Here is a 23,701-nt window from a genome sequence, read left to right as displayed (position 1 = left end):
ATTAGCTGTTGAAGAGCCCTGACTCCGAGGAAAATGCGCTGTTAACCGATCAGCAATCCGACATGGCCGCCCATATCCGCCACTGGCGGCCGGCGCTGATGTCGTTCTTCCTCAAGCGCGTGCACAATCACGCCGAGGCAGAGGATCTGACTCAGGAAACCTTTGCGCGGGTATTCGGCGGGTCGGGCGCCGAAGCCGGCCTCCATGCAGGTTATATCTTCAAGATCGCGGCCAATCTGCTGCGCGATCGGTCGCGACGCTCGCGCGTGCGGACCGAACAATATGACACCGTGTGCCTGCTTTACGGCCAGGGCGTCGACTGGATCGATCCGGAGAAGATCGCCGCCGGCCGGAGCCTCGTCGCGCAGATCATGCGGTCGCTCCGCGACCTGCCCGAACGCACGCGGACGATTTTCGTCCTTTATCGCATCGAAGCCATCGACAAGCGCGTCATCGCGGAAAGCTTCGGCATTTCGCCCAGCGCGGTCGAAAAACATGTGGCGCGCGCAACCTCGCACCTGATGGCGCGCGCCCGGGAAGTTTCAAAATGACCGCTCCGGCACATCAGGATCGCACCCAGATCGACGAACAAGCGGCGTTGTGGTGCCTGCGCCTCAGCGAAGGGCGGCTCGACGCCGACGAGCGGTGCGAGTTCGATGCGTGGATCGCCACGGACGACGCGCACGCCATGGCGTTCGAGGAAGCGGTCGCGATCTGGCACGGGGTGGATGACGTCGCCGACACGCCGGAGATGATCCGCTACCGCGCGGAAGCGGTGGAATCGCTGCGCCGCGCCAATGCGCGCCGCTGGGCGCGCACGCATTGGAGCATGGGCGGATGGGCCAGGGCAGCCGCGGCCTTCGCGGCGGTGCTGCTGGTCGCGATGGTGTATCTTTTGCACGATCCGATGACGTCCTATTCGACGGGAACGGGTGAACGCCGGGTCGTCATGCTCGACGACGGGACACGGCTCACGCTCGATGCCGCGACACAGGTCAATGTCCGGATGGACCGCAACAGCCGGCGCCTCGAACTGATTTCCGGCCGCGCCAAATTCGATGTCGCGCACGACGCGCTGCGTCCGCTGAGCGTGCTCGCGCGCAACCGGCTGACGCTCGCGACGGGCACGTCGTTCAGCGTTGAACTGCTGGCCGAACAGATGCGCGTCGTGCTGTATGAGGGCCGGGTCGAGGTCATGGCTCAGGCACCCGATGGCACGCGGCACACGATTCTGCCGCCGCCCGGCGCGCCCGGGCTCGTTCCCGGCAGCGAACTGGTCGCTTCGACACAAGCTGCCGCCACACGCATCGCGCCGACCGATGTCTCGCGGTCGTTATCCTGGGAAAATGGTCAGTTGACCTTTGACGCCGAACCGCTCGCGGTGGCGGTTGATCGGATGAACCGCGACGCGCGCGAGAAGCTGGTCATCGCCGACCCGCGGATCGGAGCCTATATTGTCAACGGTGTCTTCCTGGGCGCCGATGCCGACGCCTTTGTCGAGGGGGTGTGCGCGCTCCATCCGGTACAAGCCACGCGTGAACCCGGACGGATCGTCCTGACCTACCGGGCGAGCTGAAAGATCTGACGAGGTCCCCGCCTGCCCGGGGCGCATTCCCTTGCGCTCCGGGCATTTTTACCCCGCGACAGGCAATTGTTCCGAGCGAGGTCCACAAAGGCGCGGGGCTCTCGGCGTCCGTTCGTGCGGCTTCACCAAAATCCCGGACGGTCTTTTGTCTTGTCGTCTTCGTTTCACCATGCGCCGTTCAAACAGATTCAAAAAAATGCCGCAGACAAGTGAGTGAATGCAACAGGCGTGCGTATTACCCCCCTGAGCGACCGTTAAAAATGAACGGCGACTCCATAGGGGAGGTGTTACGAAATGCGGGATTCCTTGCGCGGCTATCTTTACTCGGCAACAGCGGTGATCGCGATCATGGCGCAGCCATCAACGGCCGCCGCGCGCAGCCAGACGTACCGATTCAACATTCCCGCGCAGGCTCTGGGTAACGCGCTGAAGGCGTTCGGAGAAACCTCGCGGCAGCAAATCATCTTCGATGCCGCTTCGGTCAACGGCAAGACCAGCCCGGCACTGGTCGGCAACTTCAGCAAGGATGAGGCGCTGTCGCGCCTGCTCGTCAATTCCGGACTGACAGTGCAGACCGGACGCTCCGGTGTGCTGATCGTCCGGGCGGCGGTATCGTCCGTCGAGCCGACTCAAACGCGCCCCGTATCAAGTGAAACGGGGGTCGGCGCGGCCACCGCCGTTCAGGAAGATACCAGCGACATCATCGTGACGGCGCAGAAAAAGGAAGAATCGCTGAAGGACGTGCCGATCGCGATTTCGGCCTTTTCCAAACAGTCGCTCGACGATCACAAGATCGAAAGCGGATCGGAATTGCTGCGGGCGGTGCCCAACGTGAATTTCTCCAAGGGCAATTTCAGCATGTATAATTTCTCGATCCGCGGGATCGGGACCAAGGCGATTTCGGCGTCGAGCGATCCGGCGGTCGCGGTCAGCTTCAACAACACGCCGCTGATCCGCAACCGCCTGTTCGAATCCGAATTCTTCGATCTGCAGCGCGTCGAAGTGCTGCGCGGACCGCAGGGCACACTCTATGGCCGCAACGCGACCGGCGGCGTGGTCAACATCATTCCGGCACTCCCGACCAGCCGGTTCGAAGGCGAAGCCAAGGCAGAAGTCGGCAGCTATGATACAAGGCGCTTGAGCGGCATGCTCAACGTCCCGCTCGGCGACACGCTCGCCGTCCGTGTCGCCGGCTCGATGACCAAGCGCGACGGCTTCGATTACAACACATTCACCCAAAAGCGCGTCAATGGCCGCGACCTTTGGTCGACCCGCGCCACGGTGCAATGGAAACCAAGCGACCGTTTCAAAGCCAATCTCATCTGGCAGCATTTCCAGGAAGACGACAACCGGTCGCGCACCGGCAAACAGCTTTGCGCACGCGATCCGGGGCCGACCATGGTTGGAGAAACCCCAGTCCCGCCAGGGCTCTCAGCGCGCCTGAGCCAGGGGTGCCTGCCGGTATCGCTCTATGACGACAGGTCGTACGGCGCCCCCAATGGCGACAGCCTGGGTTATGTCTATATCCCGCGGTATAACGTTGCACTGGGCGCTCGCCCCGACGACCCGTTCGGCGACCCCGTCCGCGCCCTTCTCCCGGGCGATCCCTATGCCAATGTCGTCCAGTCGCGCAATCTGCGCGAGATCTCGACCAGCTATGATCCCGTGTTTCGGGCCAAGAACGATGTCTTTCAGCTCAATCTCGAATTTGCGCTCAGCGATTCGCTCAAACTCGTTTCGCAAACCGCCTATGCCCGCGACCGCTACTATTCGACGCAGGACTATGGACGCTTCGTATCAAACCCCATTTTCAACGATTCGCAGGGATTGGTAGACGCTCTCGGAAACCCCCTGGGGCCGGGGCCAACGCCGGGAGGGATTTACACCGATCCACAACTCGGCCCGTCCAATCGGATGCTCTCGGTCGACATAAGCCGCTCTCGCAACGATCAATGGACGCAGGAACTACGCCTGCAGTCCTCATTTGCCGGTCCGATCAATTTCAATTTCGGCGGCAATTATCTCAACTTCAAATCTCAAGACGATTATTATGTATTCAATAACCTATTCACCTTCTTGGCGGAAAATTTCTACAATAACGCGCCCAACAGCCCCCCTTTCGCGGATTGTCCGCAAAACACGACAACCCGGGAATGCGTTTACATTGACCCCAATCCGCTGAACGCGCTGAATGATAAGGGGCATAATTACTTCCTCAGCCGCAACAAGGTACGGACCGAATCCTGGGCCCTGTTCGGCGAAACCTATTGGAACGTCGCGGATCGGGTGAAGATCACCGCCGGGTTGCGCTACACCAATGACGACAAGACGACGACGCCCATTCCGAGCCAGCTGCTGCTCGGCGGGGGCGGCGGAGCTTCGACTGGCGGCAACGTCAACAGCGGCTATCCGGCGCTCAATAACATCGATCAGAAATGGGGTCGGTTCACCGGGCGACTGGTGGTCGATTGGAAGCCGGACCTGTCGTTCACGGATGATACGCTGATCTACGCCTCGGCGTCGCACGGCTACAAGGGCGGGGGCTCCAACCCGCCGCGCGTCGATATCAACCCCAAGGTGGTTCAATATCAGCCGCTGGCGACGACCTTCAAACCGGAATATGTCAATGCGCTGGAGATCGGCACCAAGAATAGTTTTGCCGGTGGCAAACTGAGCCTCAATGCAACCGCCTTTTTCTATGACTATAAAGATTATCAGGTTTCCCAGATTGTCGATCGCATCTCGCTCAACGAGAATTTCAATGCACAAAGCTGGGGTCTGGAGTTTGAGGCGGCGTGGCGTCCGTCGCGCGCGTTCCGGGTTGACGCCAATCTGGGCTATCTCAGGACACGGCTGAAAAAGGGTGCGCAGTCGATCGACGTGATGAATCGCACCCAGGGCAATTCCGACTGGATGGTGCTTCGTCCCTGGGTCCAGGTACCGTCGAATTGCATCGCGCCGCGTAAATATGTCGAGGCCATTCTCAAGTCACCCTTTGCCTCCGGCCCTGGCGACCTTGCCGACTTCATGCTTGCCGCGCTCTGCGGCGGCTCCAATCGCATCGGCAGTTTCAATCCCGATGTGGAAACCACTCTCCATTGGTCGGACCCTCTATGGGGCCTGAACTTCACTTATAATCCCTTGACTGACGCACCCAATGGCGGGCGGGGTTTCAATGCCAATCTCGAAGGCAATGAACTCCCCAATTCACCGCGCCTGACCTTCAACATCGGTGCGCAATATACTTTTTTCCTCGACGACTGGAATCTTACCTTCCGCGGCGATTATTATCGCCAGTCCGCAAGCTGGGCGAGAGTCTATAATACTGAATATGATCGCCTGAAGGGCTGGGATAACACCAATCTGGCCGTTACCTTCGCCCGTCCGGAGTCAGACTTGGCTTTTCAGTTCTACGTCAAGAACGTTTTCAACAATACGCCAATCTCAGACTTCTTCACCAACAGCGATGACACCGGACTTTCAACCAATGTCTTCACATTGGACCCCCGCATCATTGGATTCAGCGTCAGCAAGAAGTTTTAGGATCTATAAAATGTTATAGCAGCGGAGTAAATTTAGATATTCCGTCACTTAAAGCGGCACAAAGCCGTCAAATGTACTCAATACTTACCAAGCAGTTAAGTATTGCTTCGGTATGATATTGTCGATTCTGCAATATTGTTACGTAGTCGATCAGAAAATTTCTTGCAGCAACTTGTTTTAATATTGACACTGATGTGAAAATGCTCATCTTTGTTTTTGTGCTCAGTGTTGAGTACGAATCACAATATCATCAACAGGAGAGTTGAGATGAAGTTGATTTCTGCAATTTGCGCATCTGCATTGGCGCTGGCTGGCGCAGGCACCGCGAACGCGACGACCTACACGCCGTCGGGTACCTATGTCCTGCAAGGGTCCGGCGTGACGGTGAAGAAGGGTCTTACCCTGACCTGCACCCTCAAGATCACCGCCGTGATCCCCAACGCATCGGGCGACGTTCATGGCGCCGTCAATCATGGCCACACCGCGACGGCGACTCCTCTCCTGAGCGGTGGCCTGTGCGGTACGGTGACCTTCAACAGCACGCCCTATCCCGTCACTTATGTCGGAACGACCCTGTCGCTGACCGGCGTTTCGGTGAACACCATTACCTCGGGCGGCTGCAGCGGCACCATTGGTGGTACCTGGAACGATACCGCCAAGACGCTGACCATCGATGCGGTCCTGCCCGCCACCACCGCCGGAACCGGCGATTGCACGGTCAAGGGCGTCCTCACCCTGGTCGGTGGTGTGGGCAGCATCACCAATCCCTGATCAGGGATGATGTAAAACACACAATCCTCCCGACCTGCCTGGGCGCGCTCCTCCGCGCCCAGGCATTTTTTTGCGACTCGGCACTCGGATCAACGATTTTGAATCACTGCGGCGACAACGGGAGTGTTGAGATAAAAGCGATTTCAAGCCTCTCGCCATAACCCAGCCGCTCAATGGCGGCCCGGTTCCGTGCTCGGTCAGTGCCGTCCTCCATCTGGTTTCGGACACGAAGAGCATTACCCCCTGACGGGCGGACAAGATTCGTATTTTTCAATATTTGATAATAATCACTACCATAGTACGATGTAGACAATCGACTATACGCAGGAGAGCGATGATGAAGAGAGTTGTTGCGCTATGTGCCGCCACGATGCTGTTCGGCGCGTCGCCGGCCAGCGCACAGACCTTCACGCCGATGGGAACATATCTGATTACGGGCACGGTTACCGTAAGCAGGGGAATTTCCATGTCCTGCGTTCTGAACGTTACGCTCACCGTGCCATCGACGCCATCAAGTACGGCATTGGCGACCCCACAGTTCCTCGCAGGAGCGTCGCCGTGCCCGGCCCTGACTTTCACCGGCACGCCCTACACCGTCACCTATGACCCCGTGGCCGCGAAGATATCGATGAGCGGCATCATGGTCGGCGGGTGCAGCGGCACGATCACCGGGACATGGAACAACACCACCAAGATATTGCTCCTCAACTCGGCGCTGACGGGCACGCCCGTCTGCACCGTCAACGGGCAGTTGACGGCACCCGGTTCGCTGAACATTTTCTAGCGCCCGCACGTCGCTCCAGCGCGTCCGTCCACCTGACTCATCAGCAAATCCACCGATTTTTGGATAGGGTCATGTTGGCGCAGATAGTGCTGGATCGGAAAGAACGGGTCATACATTGTCGCTCGCCGGGGGTTGGTATCTCGACATGAACACGCAGCGACGGGACCGATATTGATCGTCATGAAGATTTCGGGGCCCTTCTTTTCCGGCGCGTGGAAACATAGATGCTGCAACTGACGAATGTCGGAAAGGCCTATGGCACGCCGACGCAGCCGATCCCTGTGCTGAAGGACGTGTCGTTTTCGATTCCGCGCGGCGCTTTCTGTGCTGTCATTGGCCCGTCGGGTTCGGGCAAGAGCACATTGCTCAATATCGTCGGTCTGCTCGACAAGCCCGATAGTGGCCAGGTCATGCTCAACGACGTGGTGGTGGATTATTCGTCCGCGCACCAGGCCGCGCGGCTCCGCAATGCGATGCTTGGCTTCGTCTTCCAATCGTTTCAGTTGCTGCCACGCATGCCCGCCTGGCAGAATGTCGCACTGCCCCTGCTCTATCGCGGCATTCCGCGCGAACGGCGCAAGGCGGCGGCGCTGAACATGCTTGAACGGGTCGGACTCGCCGATCGCAGCCATCACCGCCCGACCGAGCTTTCCGGCGGCCAGCGGCAGCGCGTGGCGCTGGCGCGCGCACTGATCGGCGAGCCGAGCCTGATCCTTGCCGACGAACCGACCGGCAGCCTCGACAGCGTGACCGCGGTCGAAGTCATGGCATTGCTGCGGCACCTCAACCGCAGCCTGGATGTCACAATCCTGATGGTGACGCACGACCGCGATCTGGCCGCGCAGTGCGATCGTCAGATCGAGTTTCTCGATGGCCGCATCATCTCCGACCGGCAATCACCGGCGGCCAGCGCATGACCGCTGCCTCGATCATGGCGGCCAGTGCGCCGCCCGGGGAGATTTTCGCCGAGGCCTTCGCCAATCTCTACAGCCAAGGCATTCGTTCGGTACTGGCGCTGCTCGGCATCACCATCGGCACGGGGTCGATCATCGCCATGCTGAGCGTTGGCCATATGGCGCAATTGGAAGCACTCAGAAGCTTCCAGAGCATGGGCATCGACATGTTGCAGGTTCGCGCTACGCCCGCCGGCGTCGGCGCGGCCGGTTTCGCTCGCCGTCTGGTTGATACCCTGCCCGGCTACGACCCGGACATACTGAGCGCAATGCCCTTGTCGGTCGGTCGCGAAACCGTTGCGGCGGGGGGAAGGACGGCCGATATATCGACGATCGCCGCCCCGCCCGCATTCGCGGCGCTCGCCGGACTGCAACTGCGTACCGGGCGGCTCATCGGCGATACGGACGAGTGTGGGCTGGTGACCGTCGCCGGCGATGCCGCGGCAACGAAGTTATCGGCGCCGGGAGCACAACTCCTGCCCGGTGCCAAGCTCGCGATCGGCAACTATGTCTATACGGTGATCGGTATTCTGGCGCCGGCAGCGAATGGATCGATGAACCCGACCGATTATAATGACACGGTGTTCGTGCCATTCGGATGCAGCCGACGCGTCATGCCCAGCGGCAATCCCAATACGGCCGTGCTCAAGCTCAAACCTGAAACCGATTCGGCGGCGATCGGCGAACGGGTGAAGGCCCGCCTTGCCAATCCAGCGTCCGCGTTGACTCTGCTCGATGCGCGCTCGCTGGCGAAACTGATGGAAACGCAGATGGGGGTCTATACCCGTCTGCTCGCCGCGATTGGCGGCGTTTCATTGCTCGTCGGCGGGATCGGTGTGATGAATGTGATGCTGATGAGCGTCATGGAGCGGCGCCGCGAAATCGGCCTGCGCGCCGCCATTGGCGCGACGCCGCGCGACTTGCAGTTGATGTTCCTGATCGAGGCTGCCGTGCTCGCCCTGATCGGGGGCCTGATTGGTGTCGCCCTCGGTGTCGGCGCCTCCTATTTCATGGCCAGGGCGTTGGGCTGGGGCTTCGCGGTAGCGCTCTATGTGTTGCCGCTCGGCACGGGCATGGCCAGCATTGTCGGCATGATATTCGGCCTGTATCCGGCGATCACGGCGTCGCGGGTTGATCCGATTGAGGCGCTGCGTGCGGAATAGGCGCCTGATAGGGTTTGAGATCGGGCAGGGGAACCGATTGCGCCATGGTCGGCTGGGCCAGCGGACGCTTGACTCCGCTTGGAGTAGCGCACCCGGCAAGCAGCGCCGCGAGCGCGATTGCGACCATACCGGTTTTCACCATCTCCACCGCCTCCTCAGCCTCACCGTCGCGGCAAGCTGCATCCTTTCCCTGGTTAGCCCCATGGCGGCCGGGGCGCAAATGATCCAACCCCTGCCCTCCCCTCATTCCCAATCCTATCCGTCACCAACCTATGCGCCGCCGGTACCGCCGCCGCCATCGCGCCCCAAGCCAGGCGGCGCACCGGTCACGATCAGCCTGATTGAAGCCGTGGCGCTCGGGCTGCGTGACAATCGCTCGATCAAATTGGCTTATCTCACGCGGATCGTGCAGAAGTTCGATCTGTTCGTCGCCAACACCCAGTTCCGGCCGCGGATCAGCGTCGCCGGCAATATCGACGGCATACGGACGCGCGGGGAATCAAGCGCGGCATCCACCGTCGTCCCGAAAGTGACATGGAGCACGCCCTTCGGGACCGCCGCGCAATTCTCCTGGACGCGAACGGACCGCTTCCAGGGCGGTAAACGCTATAGCAACGAAACCAGCGCACTTGATATCTCGCAGCCCTTGCTGCGCGGCGCGGGGCTGGACGTCGGCCTTGCCCCGATCCGGCGCGCGCGTCTGCAGGAACGGATCAATCAACTCAGCCTGCGGGATAATGTTTCGAACGCCGTGACCGGCATCGTCACCGCCTATCGCGCATTGATCCAGACGCAGGAGCAGGTCCGTCTGGCCGAACTGGCTCTGCAACGAACCAGGGATCTGCTCGAAACCAACCGCGCACTGATTGCTGCCGGGCGCATGGCCGCGGCGGATATCGTGCAAACCGAATCCGGCGTCGCCAACCAGGAAGTGGCGGTTCTGCAGGCCGGCCAGGCCCGGGCGTCGGCACAACTGGCGCTGCTCCAGTTGCTGGCGGTCGACTTGCGCACCAACATCGTCGCCGGCGACGGGATCGACACCGAACATGTCACGATCGATCTCGACAAAGCACTTGAACTCGGGCGTGCCGCGCGGATGGATGTGCTTTCCGCGGAGCTGGCGGTGGAGCAGAACCAGATCGCGCTGCGACTGGCGAAAAATGCCCGCCTTTGGGATATTCGGGCACACGGCGGGGTATCGCGTGTCCGGGGCGATCAGGTGCTGCAATCGCCGCTCGACGGCAAACTCAGCGGCCAGGTCGGCCTGACGCTCAGCATTCCGATCTGGGGCGACAATGACGGGCGCCAGGGCGAGATCGGCGCGACGATCGCGCTCCGTCAGGCTGAACTTATCTATCAGGACACCAGCCAGGCTGCGGAATCGCAAATCCGCGACGCGGTGCAAAGCGTGGAGGCGAGCTGGCTCCAGCTTGAGGCCGCGCGGCGCGCGCGATCATTGGCGGCGAGGGCGCTCGATCTGCAACGCGATAAACTCAAATTCGGGCGCGCGTCCAATTTCGAGGTATTGTCGTTCGAAGCCGATTTGCGCGCCGCCGATGCGCAGGAATTATCCGCCAGGATCGGCTATCTCAATCAATTGACCTCACTTGACCAGCAAATCGGAAGTACGCTCGATACATGGAAGATCGATCTCAACGACTGAAGCGGTTTCTGCCGAAAACGCGCCGCGGCAGGATTGCCGCGACGCTGGCGATCCTGTGCGGCGGCCTGGCGATCTGGTGGTGGGGTCCCGGCTCCGGCGGCACGCCATCGGCCACGGCGCCCGTGGAAAAAAGCCAGGTGGTGAAGCGCGAACCCTTCACCTCGACACTCAACGTGGTGGGGACGATCGCCCCGGGCTCCGGGATTGACATCACCGCGCCCTTCGACGGCACCGTCAAATCGATCAGTTTTTCCTATGGCGACCTGGTCAATCAGGGTCAGGTCCTGGCCGAACTAGACCTTTCCGAGCTGCTGCAAAGCCGCAACGAAGCGGAAAGCGCGTATCTGAAGGCGGTGCAGGCATCCGAGGATATGGCGTCCTGGACCAGCGGCCCCGAAGTTTCCCGCGCGCGGCGCGGCGTGTCGACGGCGATGGCCGAGCTCAGCGACACCGAGAACAAGATGCGCGAGACCAAAGCGTTGCTTGACCGCGGCCTTGTCGCGCGATCCGAATATGATGGTGTGATACAAACACAAAGATCGCAGCGGACGTCACTTGTTTCGGCGCAGGAGGATTTGGCGACCGTGCTGCGCCGCGGCCTGGGGCCGAACCGCCGCCTGGCTGAGCTCGACCTGAAGAATGCGCAACTCCGCCTGGAAAAACTGACCGCGCAGTTTGGCGGCGCGACCCTGCATGCGCCGGACGACGGGATCATCGTCCGCCCGCCCACCGGCCCGGCCGACGGCGCGGCCAATGACGCGCTGCATGTCGGGTCCAGGGTATCCAAGGGCCAGTTGCTCGGCACGATCGCCCGGGCCGGCGGCCTCGGCGTGTCCTTCCGGCTGGACGAAGCCGATATCAACCGGATCAAGACCGGGATGCAGGTGATGGTGACCGGACCCGGCTTCAGCGATCTGTCGCTCGCCGGGCAAATCTCCAGCGTTGCCGGCGAAGCGGGCAAGGAATCGGCCGGCGCGGGAAAGGCAAGCTTCACCGCCACCGCCCGCCTCAACGCGCTGACCCCGGAACAGGCCCGGCGGGTCAAGATCGGCATGACGGCGACGATCATCGTGATCGCTTACAGCAATCCGAACGCGATCGTCGTTCCCCCGGAAGCAGTGCAGGGCGCCGCCCCAACGGCAACGGTCATGGTGCGGGATCGCAAGACCGGAAAAGGCGTACCGAAAACCGTGCAGCTCGGCCTGGTCTCGCCAACCGGCGCCGAGATATTGTCAGGCCTGAAGCCGGGCGAGGAGGTCATGTGGTCGGTGGCACCGCCGCCCCCTGCCGCACCATAATCCCCCGGCGCCGATCGCTTTCGACCGCAGCATGTCGAAACGGCTGGCGCGCCGCCACAGGCTTTGCTAGTCGCTCGACACTCCAGGCACCCGTAGCTCAGCTGGATAGAGCGCTGCCCTCCGAAGGCAGAGGCCACAGGTTCGAATCCTGTCGGGTGCGCCAGTCTTCTGGCAGGATTTCAATGCACTTAGCGCGCAATATGCCCGGATAGCCTCGTTCATCCCTGCAGGTTTTTACGCGAGCGAACCACGAATCTCAGACGGGTTTCGTACAAATCCCGTACAGGCCGATTCTCTTCCCGCCCCCTCCAGTCTCTCCCGCCTATCGGAGAGCGAGGAGATATGAGCGTGGCCCATCTCCCCGGCGCGCAGCACGTTCCGGTCCTGATCGGCTGCGAGGAAAGCGGGGCCGTTCACGATGTATTCCTGGCGCGCGACACCGAACTCGCTGCGCTTACCGTCGATTGGAACCACCTTTCTGCTGGCGCTCGACCTCACGCGGTCCTGCGACCCGCAACATCACCGCACCATGCCCAGGCACGCGATATTTGACGGTGCTGGAGCCGCTCGTCTTTCCACGCCACAAATCACGTACCCGCGTTACCCGTGAAGCTTTGCATCCGCCGATAGAAATCCAACCCGTGCTTCAGTTTCTCCTCGGTTGAACAGGGCGATTGCAACTGAACCGTCAGCCAAAGGCTTCGACCAGATGTCCACAGCGCCATCACGCCGAACAAGGCGGCCCTGGAGGCCTAGTCGATCCTGATCGACGGCGATGACGTCGCGATTCTCCAGTAATTTGAGCGCGTGGGGTGCTGTCTTTCGCAGGTCGTGCCCCATCAGCAGCGGCGCCGCCGACATCGCCCAGAGCGTCATGTGCGTGGTATATTCATCGTGCGACATGCCGCCAAGAATGCCCAGTTTGTGGCTGAGATCGCACTGGGATCGCAAGTGTCAGGCTCGAGGCGATTTCAATAAGCATTTGAAATCATGTCAGACGCTGGCCGCCGTCACCGCCAGAATACGACGCTGCTCCCACCGGAGGAACGGCCGCGCAATCGTAGCTCTGGCAAGACTGCGCCACATTGCGCGCATCCGGAATTCGACGATATCATCCAGCACGATTGAGACCAGGATCATGCCTAGCGACAAGGCCAGTACCAACCACCATTTGTTCGCGTCGGTTGCCCACCAAATCAGCATGATGGTGCCGATTTTGAAATGAAGAAGGTAGAGCGGATAGGTGAAGGAGCCGATCCGGTGCGCCCAGGGCAGGCGGACATCGCGGCCCCGCATCACCAGAAAAAGGGCGAAAATCCCCATCATAACGGCGATGCCGATCCACGGATTAAACGGCATGCCCTGGGCGGCGATGAAAATGGTCCGCGTGCCGAGCAGGGCGGTAACCGCGAGCAACACCAGGTTCAGCTTTTCGTTGCGGCGCTGATACAGCAATCCCATCACGCAACCCGCCGCCAGGAAATAATAGTCGGCGCCCAGCAACGGCGCGCGTGGGAAAAAGGGCGCCGCGACTACCTGTAGCGCGATCCACACCGCCACGACGATCTGGATATGCTTGATCCACCCCAGCATCGCGACCGCAACGATCATGACATAGAAGGTGATCTCGACCGTCAGGGTCCAGTAAGATGAATCCGCCGGACGATATCCGAATGCGTCGGCATTGATCGTCAAATTGGCGAGATATTGCCAGAAAGTGACGTGCATATGGCCCGATTCCCCAATCCCCACCAAGGTGGTGATCGTCAGGCAAAGGACGAAGGTCGGATAGACGCGCGTCACGCGGTGCGTAACGAAGGTGGACACTGTCTGCCGCTGCACGATCTGCGTGATCATCATGCCGCTGATAATGAACAGAACGAACAGTCCGATATGTCCATAGTTCGCTATATCGGAGATCAGACCAAGATCGGCATTCGCCGGGCCCAGAACGTTGGGCACGACGACGACAACATAGTGAGCCATCATGACCATGAGCGCGCACAACAGGCGAACATAGTCGAGCCAGTCGATTCTACGTTCGGCAGGTGCTAATAAATCGGCCACTTTGCTCTTCTTACTGAACGAGAGCTTCGACGATACGCGTTGCCTGCGCACGGCGCCAGCCGCGCGGCAATCGCGCTGGACCAATGTCGGGAACAGGACCGGGAAGATCGCGGAGACCTTCCCGGAGCCGGTGCGCTTGGAAAGTACGCGCCAATGTGATGCCCAATGCTGGCAGAAGCCAAAGTTTAGTATTGTGTCCCCGAAATAAGCCCTCTTCCGAAAGACATGAGATCTCTCCGCCGCACAGATCGAGAAGGAGGCAAAGCGCACCGACGCGATAGTGTCGGTTGCTGACCAGATGATCCGTAACGCCGATCTGCACTTGAAGGCTGTGGCGCTGCTGGCGAACCACGGTGGCCACTTCGCGCCATATCTCGACCCGATAGCACCCTCTCCACATCTCGGACATTATTGAGAAAGTCGTGACCATCTACTCAAGCTATACTGATTTCCAACAGCGGCAACAGATTGAACCACTGTGGCTATATTGGATGGCCATTGCTCCATCATCGCGATAATCTGGATACAGGGCCCGATCCTTTTTTTGCGACGGGTAATCAGTATCTGAACTCGGGGGAGGACGCGATGATGCTTCGAAATCGGCTGGCGATCATTTCCGGCTGCTCGCTCGCAGCGCTGGGGGCCATGGCGGCATGGCAGTTCGGCGGGGCCGCCGAGGCCCGGCAGGCTGTTGCCACCTGCGATACGGCGACCACGCCGTTCTGCAATTCGACCGTGCCATTGCCCGCCGGATGGACCGGGCGTCGCTTCCAATTGAGTCAGAATTACCCGACCGCCATTCCCTCGGACGCGATGCCGTGGAAGGCCTTCGACCCGACAACCCAGTCGCAGCCCTATATCCAGGCCGTGCTCGGCTATTTCTACGAGGGCAATCTGCGCCCCGATATCGACGCGAGCTTCGATCCCACGCTCAACACGGTACGGCACTGGTACAATGCGCCGTGGCAGGACACCGGCACCAATGGCCGCGAACCGATCCACGGACTGACCCGCGAGCGCACCTCGAAACCCCAGGAGCTCGCGCCGAGCCAGGGCCGGCAATGGAATAATTATGCGGTCGGCTTCTACAATGCGCCAGGGGGCGCGGTGATCGGACGCATGTGGGCCAATCGCGGCAAACCCAATGCCAGCGCAGCCTCGGACATGCCCGAAGGCACGGTCGCGGCAAAGCTGCTCTTCACCACCGCGCCAGTGAGCGAAGTCCCGTATCTGCAAGGGTCGCCGGAATGGGACGCCTATGTCTATGCCGACGTCAACAACCCGTTTCCCAAGCCGACCAGTCCGCGCGCCGTGGTCAAGGTGCGGCTGTTGCAGATCGACATCGCGGTCAAGGATGCGCGGGTCGCCTCGAAGACCGGCTGGGTGTTCGGGACGTTCGTCTATGGCGGCGGCCCTGGTGGCCCGGCCGGGAATGGCTGGACCAATGTCGCACCGATCGGCCTGATGTGGGGCAATGACCCGGGCTATAGCGGGACCGGTCCGCTGACTGAGTCCTGGATCAATCCCGCCGTGACCATGCCGCATCTCGGCTATCAGGGCAGGCTCAACGGTCCGGTCGACAACAAGCTCTCTTCCTGCCTGTCCTGTCACTCGACTGCGGAGACACCGGCCGGAAGCATGATGCCGACCGGTACGAGTACCGCGCCCTGGTTCCGCAATATCCCCTCGGGAACCGCATTCGATGCCGGGCGCACGTCGCTCGACTATTCGCTGCAGCTGTCGGTCGGCCTTGGCGCGTTCCTCGACGCGCAAAAGGTCATGAACACCCGCAACCCAACGGCGCGGCGCCTGCTGGTCAAGCGGCTCGAGGCCGAGGATGCGCGCCCGGCACGCGACGGCGGCACCGGACGATAGCGGTTCGGAAACGCTCAGCCAGGTCGCCGGCTGGCGGCCTGGCGGGTTGTCCGGCTCGATCCGCGCAGGCAGCCCGCTCGGGACCGGAGCATCCCTAATATAGGGACACAATACTAAATAATCGGTGCCGCCGGACGATGGTTTCGTGAGCCATGGTGCGCTTCGCTCGCATCGCGATCCCGATGCCGCACATCACGCGGGCTGCGCATCGGCCACTAGGTGGGCAGGATTGGATCGAGCGGCAGGAAGCAGACGGCCGAGTATTGAGCCTGCGGAAACGCAGGCGGACGCCCGGAGTTTAGTATTGTGTCCCCAAAATATAGTGTCTCCAAAATACATGGACAGGCAACAACTGATTAGGCTTGTTTCTCCGCTAGGACAGCGGACAACTCTCTGAAGCCGGTGGGGGCATCCTCCCAGAACGTGGATAGCTGACCAGGGAAACGTTCCTTCAAGTTTTCCAGTACCGGTGCCGCGACAGGATCGAGCAAGCGCAGCAACCAATGCGAAAGTGGAAGGTCCGCTCGCGCGGCTCCGCATAGAACGCTTTCGGCACTTTCCCCGACCCAATCATCATCGGCTTCAGCTAAATCCTGCGACAACGCCAGTTCGAACCAGGCGTCCACGAACCATTCAATCGCCTGTCGTTCATGGATCGGCCAGCGATCCCAGTTCGCAAGGCGCAGCTTCCCAAGCACAATCTCGGGATCGTTGGCATTTCCCGGATCGTCTATCGAAACCTCCAGGATGCGGGGCAGCAAATAGCGAAAGTCGCTCTCGCCGCCTACCGTATAGAATGCCCCGGAAACGTAACGCCACAGCGCTTGACCGGACAGTTCTCGCAACGGTGTCGTCAACAAGACATCTACACCTCGGGTCGAGATGCAGCATGGACAACCCTCAATCGCGGAGGGCGTCGGATGCGCGAACTCCCGGTAGATCGCTTCCAGCGCCTCGTGGACGGCAATGTCGCCCCGTACAGAAGAATGGGAGGCCATGGCTTACTGAATGGCGGCGGCAGATGTCCGATGCAAGCCTACATCGCTTTTCAATCGACCAGGCCCATCAATCGAAGCCAAAACCTTCGCCCCGTGATCCTCGTCAAGTCGATAACGGTCGACCGTGAAGCCTCCGGGATGGGCGCGAAAGCCCGGCAAGGTTTCAATTCTCGCAACCGCCGCCTCGGTAGACGACTACGGTGACAGCTTATTCTCCCAAAACTCACCCTTTCTCATCGAGCTAAATGGCTGGACCGCATGCCAGGAGCGGGCCATTGGCCTGTGGCAGCGAAGTGAGTTGTCACCATATTCCCGTTTCCCCGGGAGCGCTGACCGGGTCTGAAGGCATGGCGGAAGAAAATTCAATGGAATGGAATGGCGAGACGGTCCGCAAATGGCTGGAAAGCCGGGTCATCTCCGCGCGATCCGATCAGGTCGTAGCGGAGCGCGGCGGCAGGGAGCTGCAGGACGATTGCGACAAGGCGACCGCTGAAGAACTGGTCTGCACATTCATGAAAAGCCGGGAATCGACGACTGTCCAAAAGGCGTTTGCCGATGATTTGCGCACGTTGCTGGACCGCGACGAATATGTGGGGCGCGGCGTATACGATGATACGCGCTTCGACCGGCACGTCCGGTCCTACATCCGAAAGCTGATCAAGATGACCAAGGCAAATGACGGATTCGAGAAGACCGCGCGCTATCAATGAGGCGCCGACGCCCTTCCCCGCCATCGCACCAGGCCTCGACCGAAGCCCGGATACGATGACGGGTCGCAATCGACCCGATCCGCCCGCCGCTCCCGCTCAGGAAGCGGCGGAACCGCGCTTCAGAATTTGAAGCGCACGCCGGCGGTGTATTGCCGGCCGATCACGTCATAGAGTTGCCGGGCGGTCTGGAACTGATAGCCCGTGAAGGGCGGGTCGGTGTCCAGCGCGTTGGCGATCACGCCGAACAGCGACACCTTACCGCCATTGGCGTTCTTGTAGAGCGCGACCTCGCCCGAGATGTCGAGATAGACGCGGCCCTTCACGCTGTCATAATCGAACGTCACCCCCGGATCGCGGGTCAGCACACCACCGCTGACATACCGTCCGGTCAGGCTCAGCCGATAGGCATCGGTCGAGTAGGTCGCGCTGCTCGTGACCTTCCAGCGCGCCGTGCCGCCGACGCCGTCCAGCAATGGCTGGTCGGTGTTCCCGGCGAAGCGCGTGACTTCGCCATTGTCGCCGACCAGGTCGAGCTTGTCGGTGTAATTGATCAGCGCGTGCAGATCGAACGATCCGCCGCCAACCCGCATCCGGTATGCCGCTTCGACATCGACGCCGCGCGTGGTGATCTGCTGGAAATTGACCGGCGCGATCAGCAGTGCCGAGATGCGGCCATCGCTGCCCCGTGGCGCAAGCAGGCAGAAGGCCGTCTGGCCGGCATTGCAGCGGTCCACCAGCGATTGCGCGCCGAGCGAACCGATCGCGCCCTTGATCTTGATATCGTAATAATCGATCGACAGGCTGAATCGCGGCATGAAGCTGGGCGTGAACACCACGCCGGCCGTCAGCGTATCGGCGCGCTCGGGCTTCAGGAACGGATTGCCGCCGGACACCGCATTCACATTATAGCGCTGGCCGATCGAGACATCGTTGATCGAGAAGATCAGCGTCTGTCCGACCTGGAACAGTTCGTTGATATTGGGCGCGCGAATATCCCGCGATCGCGTCACGCGGAAGCGCAGCGAGTTGTTGACCGCGTAGTTCAGGCCGGCTTTCCAGGTTTCGACCGTGCCCGAGGTGCTATAGTCGGTGACGCGGCCAGCGATATCGAGATCGATATTCTGCGCCCAGCTCTCATCCTTCGCCAACGGCACGACCAGTTCGCCAAACGCTTCCTTGACCGTGATCTCGCCGGTGAAGGGCTGGGTATTGCCGACACGGAAAGCGCGGGCGATCGACAGCGGATCCGAGGTGACGTCCACCCGCTGCTGCCGCCATTGCCCGCCGACCGCGAGCGACACGGGGCCGGCCCAGGTCGAGAAGGGTTCGCCGCGGATCGCGAGGTCGGCGGTCTGCTGTTTGATCTGCCAATCGCGCACCGATGTGCCGGTGATGTAATCGATCGCCTGTTGCGACGGCGATCCCGTACCGAAGAGATTGAGCGGGGCGCAGCCATTGGTCGGATTGGTCAGGGTCGAGCGGCAGACGATGCCGCCGGTCACCGGATTCGTCACCGCATCGATCGCCAGCAGCCGGTTGGCCTTGATGACATTGCCCGTGAACAGCGTCCTGTTGTGCGTCCGGCCATAGGAATAGGATGCATCGAACGTCCACGACCCGCCAAGCTTGCCGCGCACGCCGCCGACTGCCTGCCAGGTTTCCGCCTTCTGCTCGATCTTGCCGACGCCATAGTCGAGATTGCCGCGGCCAAGAGTGAAGCTGCTGATTCCCTGGTTCGCCATGGCGGTCCGGACCGACCCCGGCAGAAACGCATTGTCCGCCAATATGGTGAAATTGTCGTAGCTCGGAATCGACGTCTCCGAGAAGCTCGATTTCCCATAATCGACACTGGCATAGGCAGTGATGCCGTCGGTCACGTCGAACCGCACGCCGCCATAAGCGCTGCGGCGCTTCAATGGCGTTTCCAGCACATAGGGCGAGGCAAGCGGATCGCCGTCACCGCCGTTCATCGAATTGTCGGGCGTGACCAGCGTGCCGAAGCGGAAGGGCATGGTCGTGCCGTTCGGTCCGAAAGCGAGGCCGCTCAGCGGGCCGGAGAAGATCGCGCCGCCCGGTGACGAATTGGAGGTGCGCGCATCGTTGACGTGCACATACATCGGCTTGCCATTGGTGCTGGTATAGTCCGGGTTGAGCACCACACCCCGGTTGCCGGCCCAGCCACGCGAATAGCCGTCCGCGATGCCGCCATTCTCCGCCATTTCGCCGCCAAGCAGGATATGGCCCCTGCCCCCTGCGAAGTTTGCGCCAAAGGCGAGCGATGCCAGATAATTGCGGTGATCGTTATGATCGGTGATCCCGCCCTGGATGCTGCCGCGAATCCCCACCAGCTTGTCGTCGAGCTTGAGGTTCACCACGCCGGCGACCGCATCGGACCCATAAGCGGCCGACGCGCCGCCGGTCACCACATCGACTCCGCCGATCAGCGCCTGCGGGATCAAATTGGTATTGACGACGCCCTCCGGCGTGGCCGGGACGTAGCGCTTGCCGTCGATCAGGGTCAGCGTGCGCAGATAGGTCAGGCCGCGAAGGTCGAGGAAATTGCCCCCCGCCAGCTTGGAAAGATTGCCGACCGACGATGGCGTGACGCTTGGTTTCAGCGCGGGAAGCTGGTTCAGGGCATCGGCGAGGTTGGAGGCCGAGACGCGGTTCAGATCCGCCGAATCGAGGCTGGTGACTGGGGTCGGCGAGACGAAGCCGGGCCGCGCCACCAGGGTACCGGTGACGATGATGTCGTCGGTTGTAGCGGCCGCATCCTGACTGTCTTCAACCGGAGCCGGGGCGGGAGTATCGGGCGCGGCCTGCGCCAAAGCGGGCTGCGCCGAAACCAGCGCCAGGCCGGCGGTTGCGAAGAGTAGCGCCCTGAGGCGTCGGCGCGCCGACTCTCCGGCGAGACCGCCCGATGCGTCGATGAAAAGCCCGGCCGTTTCTTTCGAGATAACCCCGTGTGACATAATACCCCTTCCCGTGATTGGCTCTGGCCCTGCGCGACATTCTTCTTGCCGGACTCGCTCCGGCAGGAATGCTCTGTGCCGATGATTATTCTCCGAAGAGAAATTTATGTCAATTAAATGTATAAATTTCTCTGATCAGGATTTTTGTGGCGATTCTGAAACAGATACACCTGAAAATGCCGCATTGCTCGCCGGCGTCCCACTTACGGGAAGGCGTCCCCTGGTCCGCGCGGGACCGGAAAGACGTGTGCGGCAGGAAATGAGAATCGGCGTTGCGGAGGTTAACGGGCGCGTCGATGAGAGCGGGATCGCTGGCGGCAGGATTGCTGCAGCCGCCTTCACCCGCACCCAACTGGCTCGACTAGATCAACGGTTCGGTTCGGTTCGGTTCGATTCAAGCCAGGCCTCGGGACTGTCATATCTGCGCTCCGGCGCACCGTTGCGCGTCGTCGGCACAAGCCCATCCGAGCGACGATTTGAATCAGGCACAGCAAGAATGACTCCCGCCACCGCCATTTCCCGATATTCCCGCAAGGACTCGATAAAACTCCCGTGCGGATCCATCAAAACTCCCGCAGCTTTTCCCGCAGATTCCCGCAGAACCCTCAAAAAGCATTTTCCCCCAGAAACTCCCGCAACAACTCCCGCAGCTGCGGGAAATCGGCGGTGCGGCGACGGGCAAGTCATCGTCAGCGCAGGCATGCCCATGATTCAACGCCGCCCGCGTCCATGACATTGTCGCACCTGACGAGTCGCCGCCGGGCGCCCGCCTTGCTCTTTGACATGACGAATATTGCAACAGCCCGTCTTCACGGCGGTGCGGAGCGGAGCGAAGAAAGTCTCACGGCTTTCTCCTCGCCACTCCCCGTTTCCGCGTTCGGACTCGCGGTTATTCAATAAAAGGAGACACCGCGACCGCCACGTCCGGCCATGTCTTCAGAGAGAAGCATAGCGACTGGCGACGCCCGCTTCGTTCGGCGCAAAAACATCGGCCACGGAAATGCGGGACGTTCCGTTGTCGCGGTCGGCAAGGATGCCAGGGCTGGAAATATCGAAGCGCGCATAGCTTTCCGCCAGCATCGCGGCGGCGGCGATTGGCGCCGCGACTGGCGTTGATGGCGATGCGGTCCCTTGCGCTGCCACCCTGTCGGGGCGGGTAGCCAGGATCGATCGGTCGAGCAGGTCCGCATAAGACCAGCCCATGTCATTAGCCAGGATGGCCTGCCCGCCCCGCATGTCGCTGCGCGATATGGCATTGGGCACCGTGATGCCGTTGCCGCCGGCATTGTCCTGCCGCTTGTTCGCCTGCGTGATCATGCCTTCCTGACCGGAAAAGGCCGTCGGTTCGTTCACGTCCGCAACCATGACCGTGATGGCCTGCGTATCGGTCAGCGCCCCATCGCTTGCCTGCACGATCACATCATAAGCATTGTCGCCATCGGTGTCGCCGGGCGCTTCGAAATCGGGCGCGGCGAGGAAGCTGAGCGCGCCTGTCGTGGCGTTGATGACGAAAGATGCCGCATCGGCGCCGCCGGCAATGGCATAGGCACGGGCGGCATTTTCGGGGTCAGTCGATATGACCGTCGTGACCGCCGTGCTGTTTTCGTTGACGGCGATGCTTGCGGTGGCGCCGCCGCCATTGGAGGTGATGATGGGCGCTTCGTCGACATTGGTCACCGTGATCGCCAGGTTTTTTGTCGCACTGGATGTCCCGTCACTGGCCGCAACGACGATGTTATAGATGCGGTTGGCGCCGGAATCGTTCGGCGCCTCATAATTGGGGGCGGCGACAAAGCTCAGCGCCCCGCTGGCGGCATCGATCGTGAAACGCGCGGCATCGAGTCCGCCGGAGATCGAGTATGTCCGCGTCTGGTTTTCCTGATCCGTCGATGTGATTGTCGTCACCGCCGTCATATTTTCCTGAACAGAAAAGGCCGCTGCGGACGTGATGACCGGCGCTTCGTTCACGTTCAGCACCGTGATCGCGATGGCTTGCGTGTCGGCCAGGCTCCCGTCGCTCACCTGTACGATCACATCATAGACATTATCGGCTCCGGCATCCGTCGGCGCCTCGAAATTGGGGCTGCCGACGAAGCTCAGGCCACCCGATGTCGCGTTGATCGAAAAGCGCGCAGCGTCGGCGCCGCCGATAATGGAATAGGTTCGGGTCGTATTCTCCGGATCGGTCGCAAAGACGGTCGTGACCGAACTGACGACATTCTCGTTGACCGAAATGGCCGCGGTGGCCCCGCCGCCATTGGAGGTGATGACGGGCGCCTCGTTGACATTGGTGATTGAAATGGCAAGCGCCTGCGTATCCGCCAACAGGCCATCGCTCGCCTTGACGATGACATCATAAACCCTGTTGGCGCCAAAATCGTTCGGCGCTTCATAATTCGGCGCGGTGATGAAGGTGAGCACGCCGGTCGTCGCGTCGATGGCGAATTTGGCGGCGTCATAGCCGCCGGAAATCGAATAAGTAACCGACGGGCCGACATTGTCCCGCGCAATCACCGTCGTTGCGAAAACCTGGTTCTCACTGACCGAGAATGCCGCGGTGGCGCCGCCGCCGTTGGAGGCGATGACTGTCCCTTCATTGATATTGCCGATGGTGATCGTAATCGCCTGAATCGCCGAAGCGGCGCCATTGGCATCGGTGGCGCGGACGAGAAGATTGTAGACATTGTCGCTGCCGTAATCCGCCGGCGCCTCATAATTGGGCGCCGTGTTGAATGTCAGCACGCCGGTGGTCGGATTCAGGTAGAATTTCCCCGAATCATAATAAGCCGCGATGGAATAGGTCAGGGCTTCGGCGCCACTGACGATTGTGTAGATGATCGCGTCGCCCTCGCTGTCGACTGCGGTGATCGTGCCCGCGACAAGGCCGTTTTCTGATACCGCAAAAGTCGAGCCGGAGGTGATCTCCGGTGCTTCGTTCAGGTCGGCAAGTGCTGCGAAGGCGGGAGAGGCAATAAGGTAGGGATTTGACTTGAAATCCGCATCGGTGCCGGTGGTAACAAAATTGTCATCTGCCAGAATTGCACCATAGGCTTGGACCGGCGATCCCCGTCTTGTGGCATCGACGATGAATTCGGATCCCGAACGAACATGACTGGTCATCGACTGCCCCCCGAATGCTTTTCGATTCGCGGCCATATTTGGCGCCGATCGATTATTGCAGAGTAAACGGCACACCGCAGCAACTATTCGTGCCGATCCTGTGACAGATCGTCATTTTCTTTATCGGTCGGAACGGCTTGGACTGCTGCACTGACAACTCCGCAACAGCGACGACAGGCGGTGTGGCGCCACTGGCGCA

17 protein-coding genes and 1 tRNA gene are annotated in these 23,701 nt (G+C 61.0%); 12 read left to right on the top strand and 6 right to left on the bottom strand.

What is annotated here, in order from left to right; genetic code table 11:
- Positions 1-62: 62 nt before the first annotated feature.
- The 10 genes from OO12_RS02895 (at position 63) to OO12_RS02845 (ending at position 11,923) form a co-directional block, all read left to right on the top strand.
- Positions 63-551, top strand: coding sequence for an RNA polymerase sigma factor (locus tag OO12_RS02895; protein WP_082006310.1), 489 nt, complete (start codon positions 63-65; stop codon positions 549-551).
- A complete protein-coding gene (locus OO12_RS02890) occupies positions 548-1,576 on the top strand; it encodes a FecR family protein (protein ID WP_052215485.1) in 1,029 nt (342 codons plus the stop codon). Before OO12_RS02895 ends, OO12_RS02890 begins: the two co-directional genes overlap by 4 nt.
- 303 nt (positions 1,577-1,879) lie before the next feature.
- Positions 1,880-5,128 carry a TonB-dependent receptor domain-containing protein gene (locus OO12_RS02885; protein WP_235364664.1) on the top strand — a complete coding sequence of 1,083 codons (3,249 nt, stop codon included), beginning with the start codon at positions 1,880-1,882 and terminating at the stop codon, positions 5,126-5,128.
- A 267-nt stretch (positions 5,129-5,395) separates the two neighbouring features.
- Entirely contained in the window at positions 5,396-5,899 is a 504-nt protein-coding gene (locus OO12_RS02880) for a hypothetical protein (protein ID WP_152616242.1), read from the top strand.
- A gap of 337 nt (positions 5,900-6,236) precedes the next feature.
- Positions 6,237-6,683 carry a hypothetical protein gene (locus OO12_RS27855; protein WP_152616241.1) on the top strand — a complete coding sequence of 149 codons (447 nt, stop codon included), beginning with the start codon at positions 6,237-6,239 and terminating at the stop codon, positions 6,681-6,683.
- A gap of 224 nt (positions 6,684-6,907) precedes the next feature.
- Positions 6,908-7,600: an ABC transporter ATP-binding protein gene (locus OO12_RS02865; RefSeq protein ID WP_034157116.1), complete on the top strand. Its 693-nt coding sequence runs from the start codon at positions 6,908-6,910 to the stop codon at positions 7,598-7,600.
- On the top strand, positions 7,597-8,799 hold the full coding sequence (locus OO12_RS02860) for an ABC transporter permease (protein WP_052215484.1): 1,203 nt from the start codon (positions 7,597-7,599) through the stop codon (positions 8,797-8,799). The genes OO12_RS02865 and OO12_RS02860 overlap by 4 nt, the downstream gene beginning before the upstream one ends.
- A gap of 220 nt (positions 8,800-9,019) precedes the next feature.
- Positions 9,020-10,462: a TolC family protein gene (locus OO12_RS02855; protein ID WP_034157155.1), complete on the top strand. Its 1,443-nt coding sequence runs from the start codon at positions 9,020-9,022 to the stop codon at positions 10,460-10,462.
- Positions 10,438-11,760: an efflux RND transporter periplasmic adaptor subunit gene (locus tag OO12_RS02850; RefSeq protein WP_082006305.1), complete on the top strand. Its 1,323-nt coding sequence runs from the start codon at positions 10,438-10,440 to the stop codon at positions 11,758-11,760. Before OO12_RS02855 ends, OO12_RS02850 begins: the two co-directional genes overlap by 25 nt.
- Before the next feature lie 86 nt (positions 11,761-11,846).
- A tRNA-Arg gene (locus tag OO12_RS02845) sits at positions 11,847-11,923 on the top strand.
- 291 nt (positions 11,924-12,214) lie between these two features.
- Here the strand turns inward: OO12_RS02845 and OO12_RS29395 are convergent.
- The 3 genes from OO12_RS29395 to OO12_RS02830 all read right to left on the bottom strand — a co-directional run bounded on the left by OO12_RS29395 (position 12,215) and on the right by OO12_RS02830 (position 14,097).
- Positions 12,215-12,346 (bottom strand): hypothetical protein, encoded by a 132-nt coding sequence (locus OO12_RS29395; protein WP_160296724.1) that lies wholly within the window; start codon positions 12,344-12,346, stop codon positions 12,215-12,217.
- 14 nt (positions 12,347-12,360) lie between these two features.
- Positions 12,361-12,663 (bottom strand): hypothetical protein, encoded by a 303-nt coding sequence (locus OO12_RS29260; protein ID WP_034157114.1) that lies wholly within the window; start codon positions 12,661-12,663, stop codon positions 12,361-12,363.
- Positions 12,664-12,753: 90 nt separating this feature from the next.
- Positions 12,754-14,097 carry an acyltransferase family protein gene (locus OO12_RS02830; protein ID WP_152616240.1) on the bottom strand — a complete coding sequence of 448 codons (1,344 nt, stop codon included), beginning with the start codon at positions 14,095-14,097 and terminating at the stop codon, positions 12,754-12,756.
- 315 nt (positions 14,098-14,412) lie between these two features.
- Between OO12_RS02830 and OO12_RS02825 the strand changes: the two genes are divergently transcribed.
- Complete coding sequence (locus OO12_RS02825; RefSeq protein ID WP_152616239.1) at positions 14,413-15,702, top strand: hypothetical protein; 1,290 nt, start codon at positions 14,413-14,415, stop codon at positions 15,700-15,702.
- Positions 15,703-16,058: 356 nt separating this feature from the next.
- Here the strand turns inward: OO12_RS02825 and OO12_RS26665 are convergent, their stop codons facing one another.
- Entirely contained in the window at positions 16,059-16,700 is a 642-nt protein-coding gene (locus OO12_RS26665; protein ID WP_052215482.1) for a hypothetical protein, read from the bottom strand.
- 347 nt (positions 16,701-17,047) lie between these two features.
- On the opposite strand from OO12_RS26665, the gene OO12_RS02815 reads away from it, so the two are divergent.
- Complete coding sequence (locus tag OO12_RS02815; RefSeq protein WP_052215481.1) at positions 17,048-17,410, top strand: hypothetical protein; 363 nt, start codon at positions 17,048-17,050, stop codon at positions 17,408-17,410.
- Between the two features lie 119 nt (positions 17,411-17,529).
- Here the strand turns inward: OO12_RS02815 and OO12_RS02810 are convergent, their stop codons facing one another.
- Positions 17,530-20,382, bottom strand: a complete 2,853-nt coding sequence (locus OO12_RS02810) for a TonB-dependent receptor domain-containing protein (RefSeq protein ID WP_052215479.1) — start codon at positions 20,380-20,382, stop codon at positions 17,530-17,532.
- Positions 20,383-21,318: 936 nt separating this feature from the next.
- Positions 21,319-23,502, bottom strand: a complete 2,184-nt coding sequence (locus OO12_RS26660; protein ID WP_152616238.1) for a cadherin repeat domain-containing protein — start codon at positions 23,500-23,502, stop codon at positions 21,319-21,321.
- Positions 23,503-23,701 lie beyond the last annotated feature (199 nt).

It is taken from the genome of Sphingomonas sp. ERG5, from assembly GCF_000803065.1.
Taxonomy (GTDB): domain Bacteria; phylum Pseudomonadota; class Alphaproteobacteria; order Sphingomonadales; family Sphingomonadaceae; genus Sphingomonas.
The sequence above is the reverse complement of the archived record's forward strand: the minus strand, read 5'-3'. Positions and strand labels throughout refer to the sequence as shown.

Excerpts from the sequence above, each read along its gene's own strand:
- OO12_RS02895 (WP_082006310.1), top strand. The coding sequence starts at position 63 with ATGGCCGCCCATATCCGCCACTGGCGGCCGGCGCTGATGTCGTTCTTC.
- OO12_RS02890 (WP_052215485.1), top strand. The coding sequence starts at position 548 with ATGACCGCTCCGGCACATCAGGATCGCACCCAGATCGACGAACAAGCG.
- OO12_RS02885 (WP_235364664.1), top strand. The coding sequence starts at position 1,880 with ATGCGGGATTCCTTGCGCGGCTATCTTTACTCGGCAACAGCGGTGATC.
- OO12_RS02880 (WP_152616242.1), top strand. The coding sequence starts at position 5,396 with ATGAAGTTGATTTCTGCAATTTGCGCATCTGCATTGGCGCTGGCTGGC.
- OO12_RS27855 (WP_152616241.1), top strand. The coding sequence starts at position 6,237 with ATGAAGAGAGTTGTTGCGCTATGTGCCGCCACGATGCTGTTCGGCGCG.
- OO12_RS02865 (WP_034157116.1), top strand. The coding sequence starts at position 6,908 with ATGCTGCAACTGACGAATGTCGGAAAGGCCTATGGCACGCCGACGCAG.
- OO12_RS02860 (WP_052215484.1), top strand. The coding sequence starts at position 7,597 with ATGACCGCTGCCTCGATCATGGCGGCCAGTGCGCCGCCCGGGGAGATT.
- OO12_RS02855 (WP_034157155.1), top strand. The coding sequence starts at position 9,020 with ATGATCCAACCCCTGCCCTCCCCTCATTCCCAATCCTATCCGTCACCA.
- OO12_RS02850 (WP_082006305.1), top strand. The coding sequence starts at position 10,438 with ATGGAAGATCGATCTCAACGACTGAAGCGGTTTCTGCCGAAAACGCGC.
- OO12_RS29260 (WP_034157114.1), bottom strand. The coding sequence starts at position 12,663 with ATGTCGCACGATGAATATACCACGCACATGACGCTCTGGGCGATGTCG.
- OO12_RS02825 (WP_152616239.1), top strand. The coding sequence starts at position 14,413 with ATGATGCTTCGAAATCGGCTGGCGATCATTTCCGGCTGCTCGCTCGCA.
- OO12_RS26665 (WP_052215482.1), bottom strand. The coding sequence starts at position 16,700 with ATGGCCTCCCATTCTTCTGTACGGGGCGACATTGCCGTCCACGAGGCG.
- OO12_RS02815 (WP_052215481.1), top strand. The coding sequence starts at position 17,048 with ATGGCGGAAGAAAATTCAATGGAATGGAATGGCGAGACGGTCCGCAAA.
- OO12_RS02810 (WP_052215479.1), bottom strand. The coding sequence starts at position 20,382 with ATGTCACACGGGGTTATCTCGAAAGAAACGGCCGGGCTTTTCATCGAC.
- OO12_RS26660 (WP_152616238.1), bottom strand. The coding sequence starts at position 23,502 with ATGACCAGTCATGTTCGTTCGGGATCCGAATTCATCGTCGATGCCACA.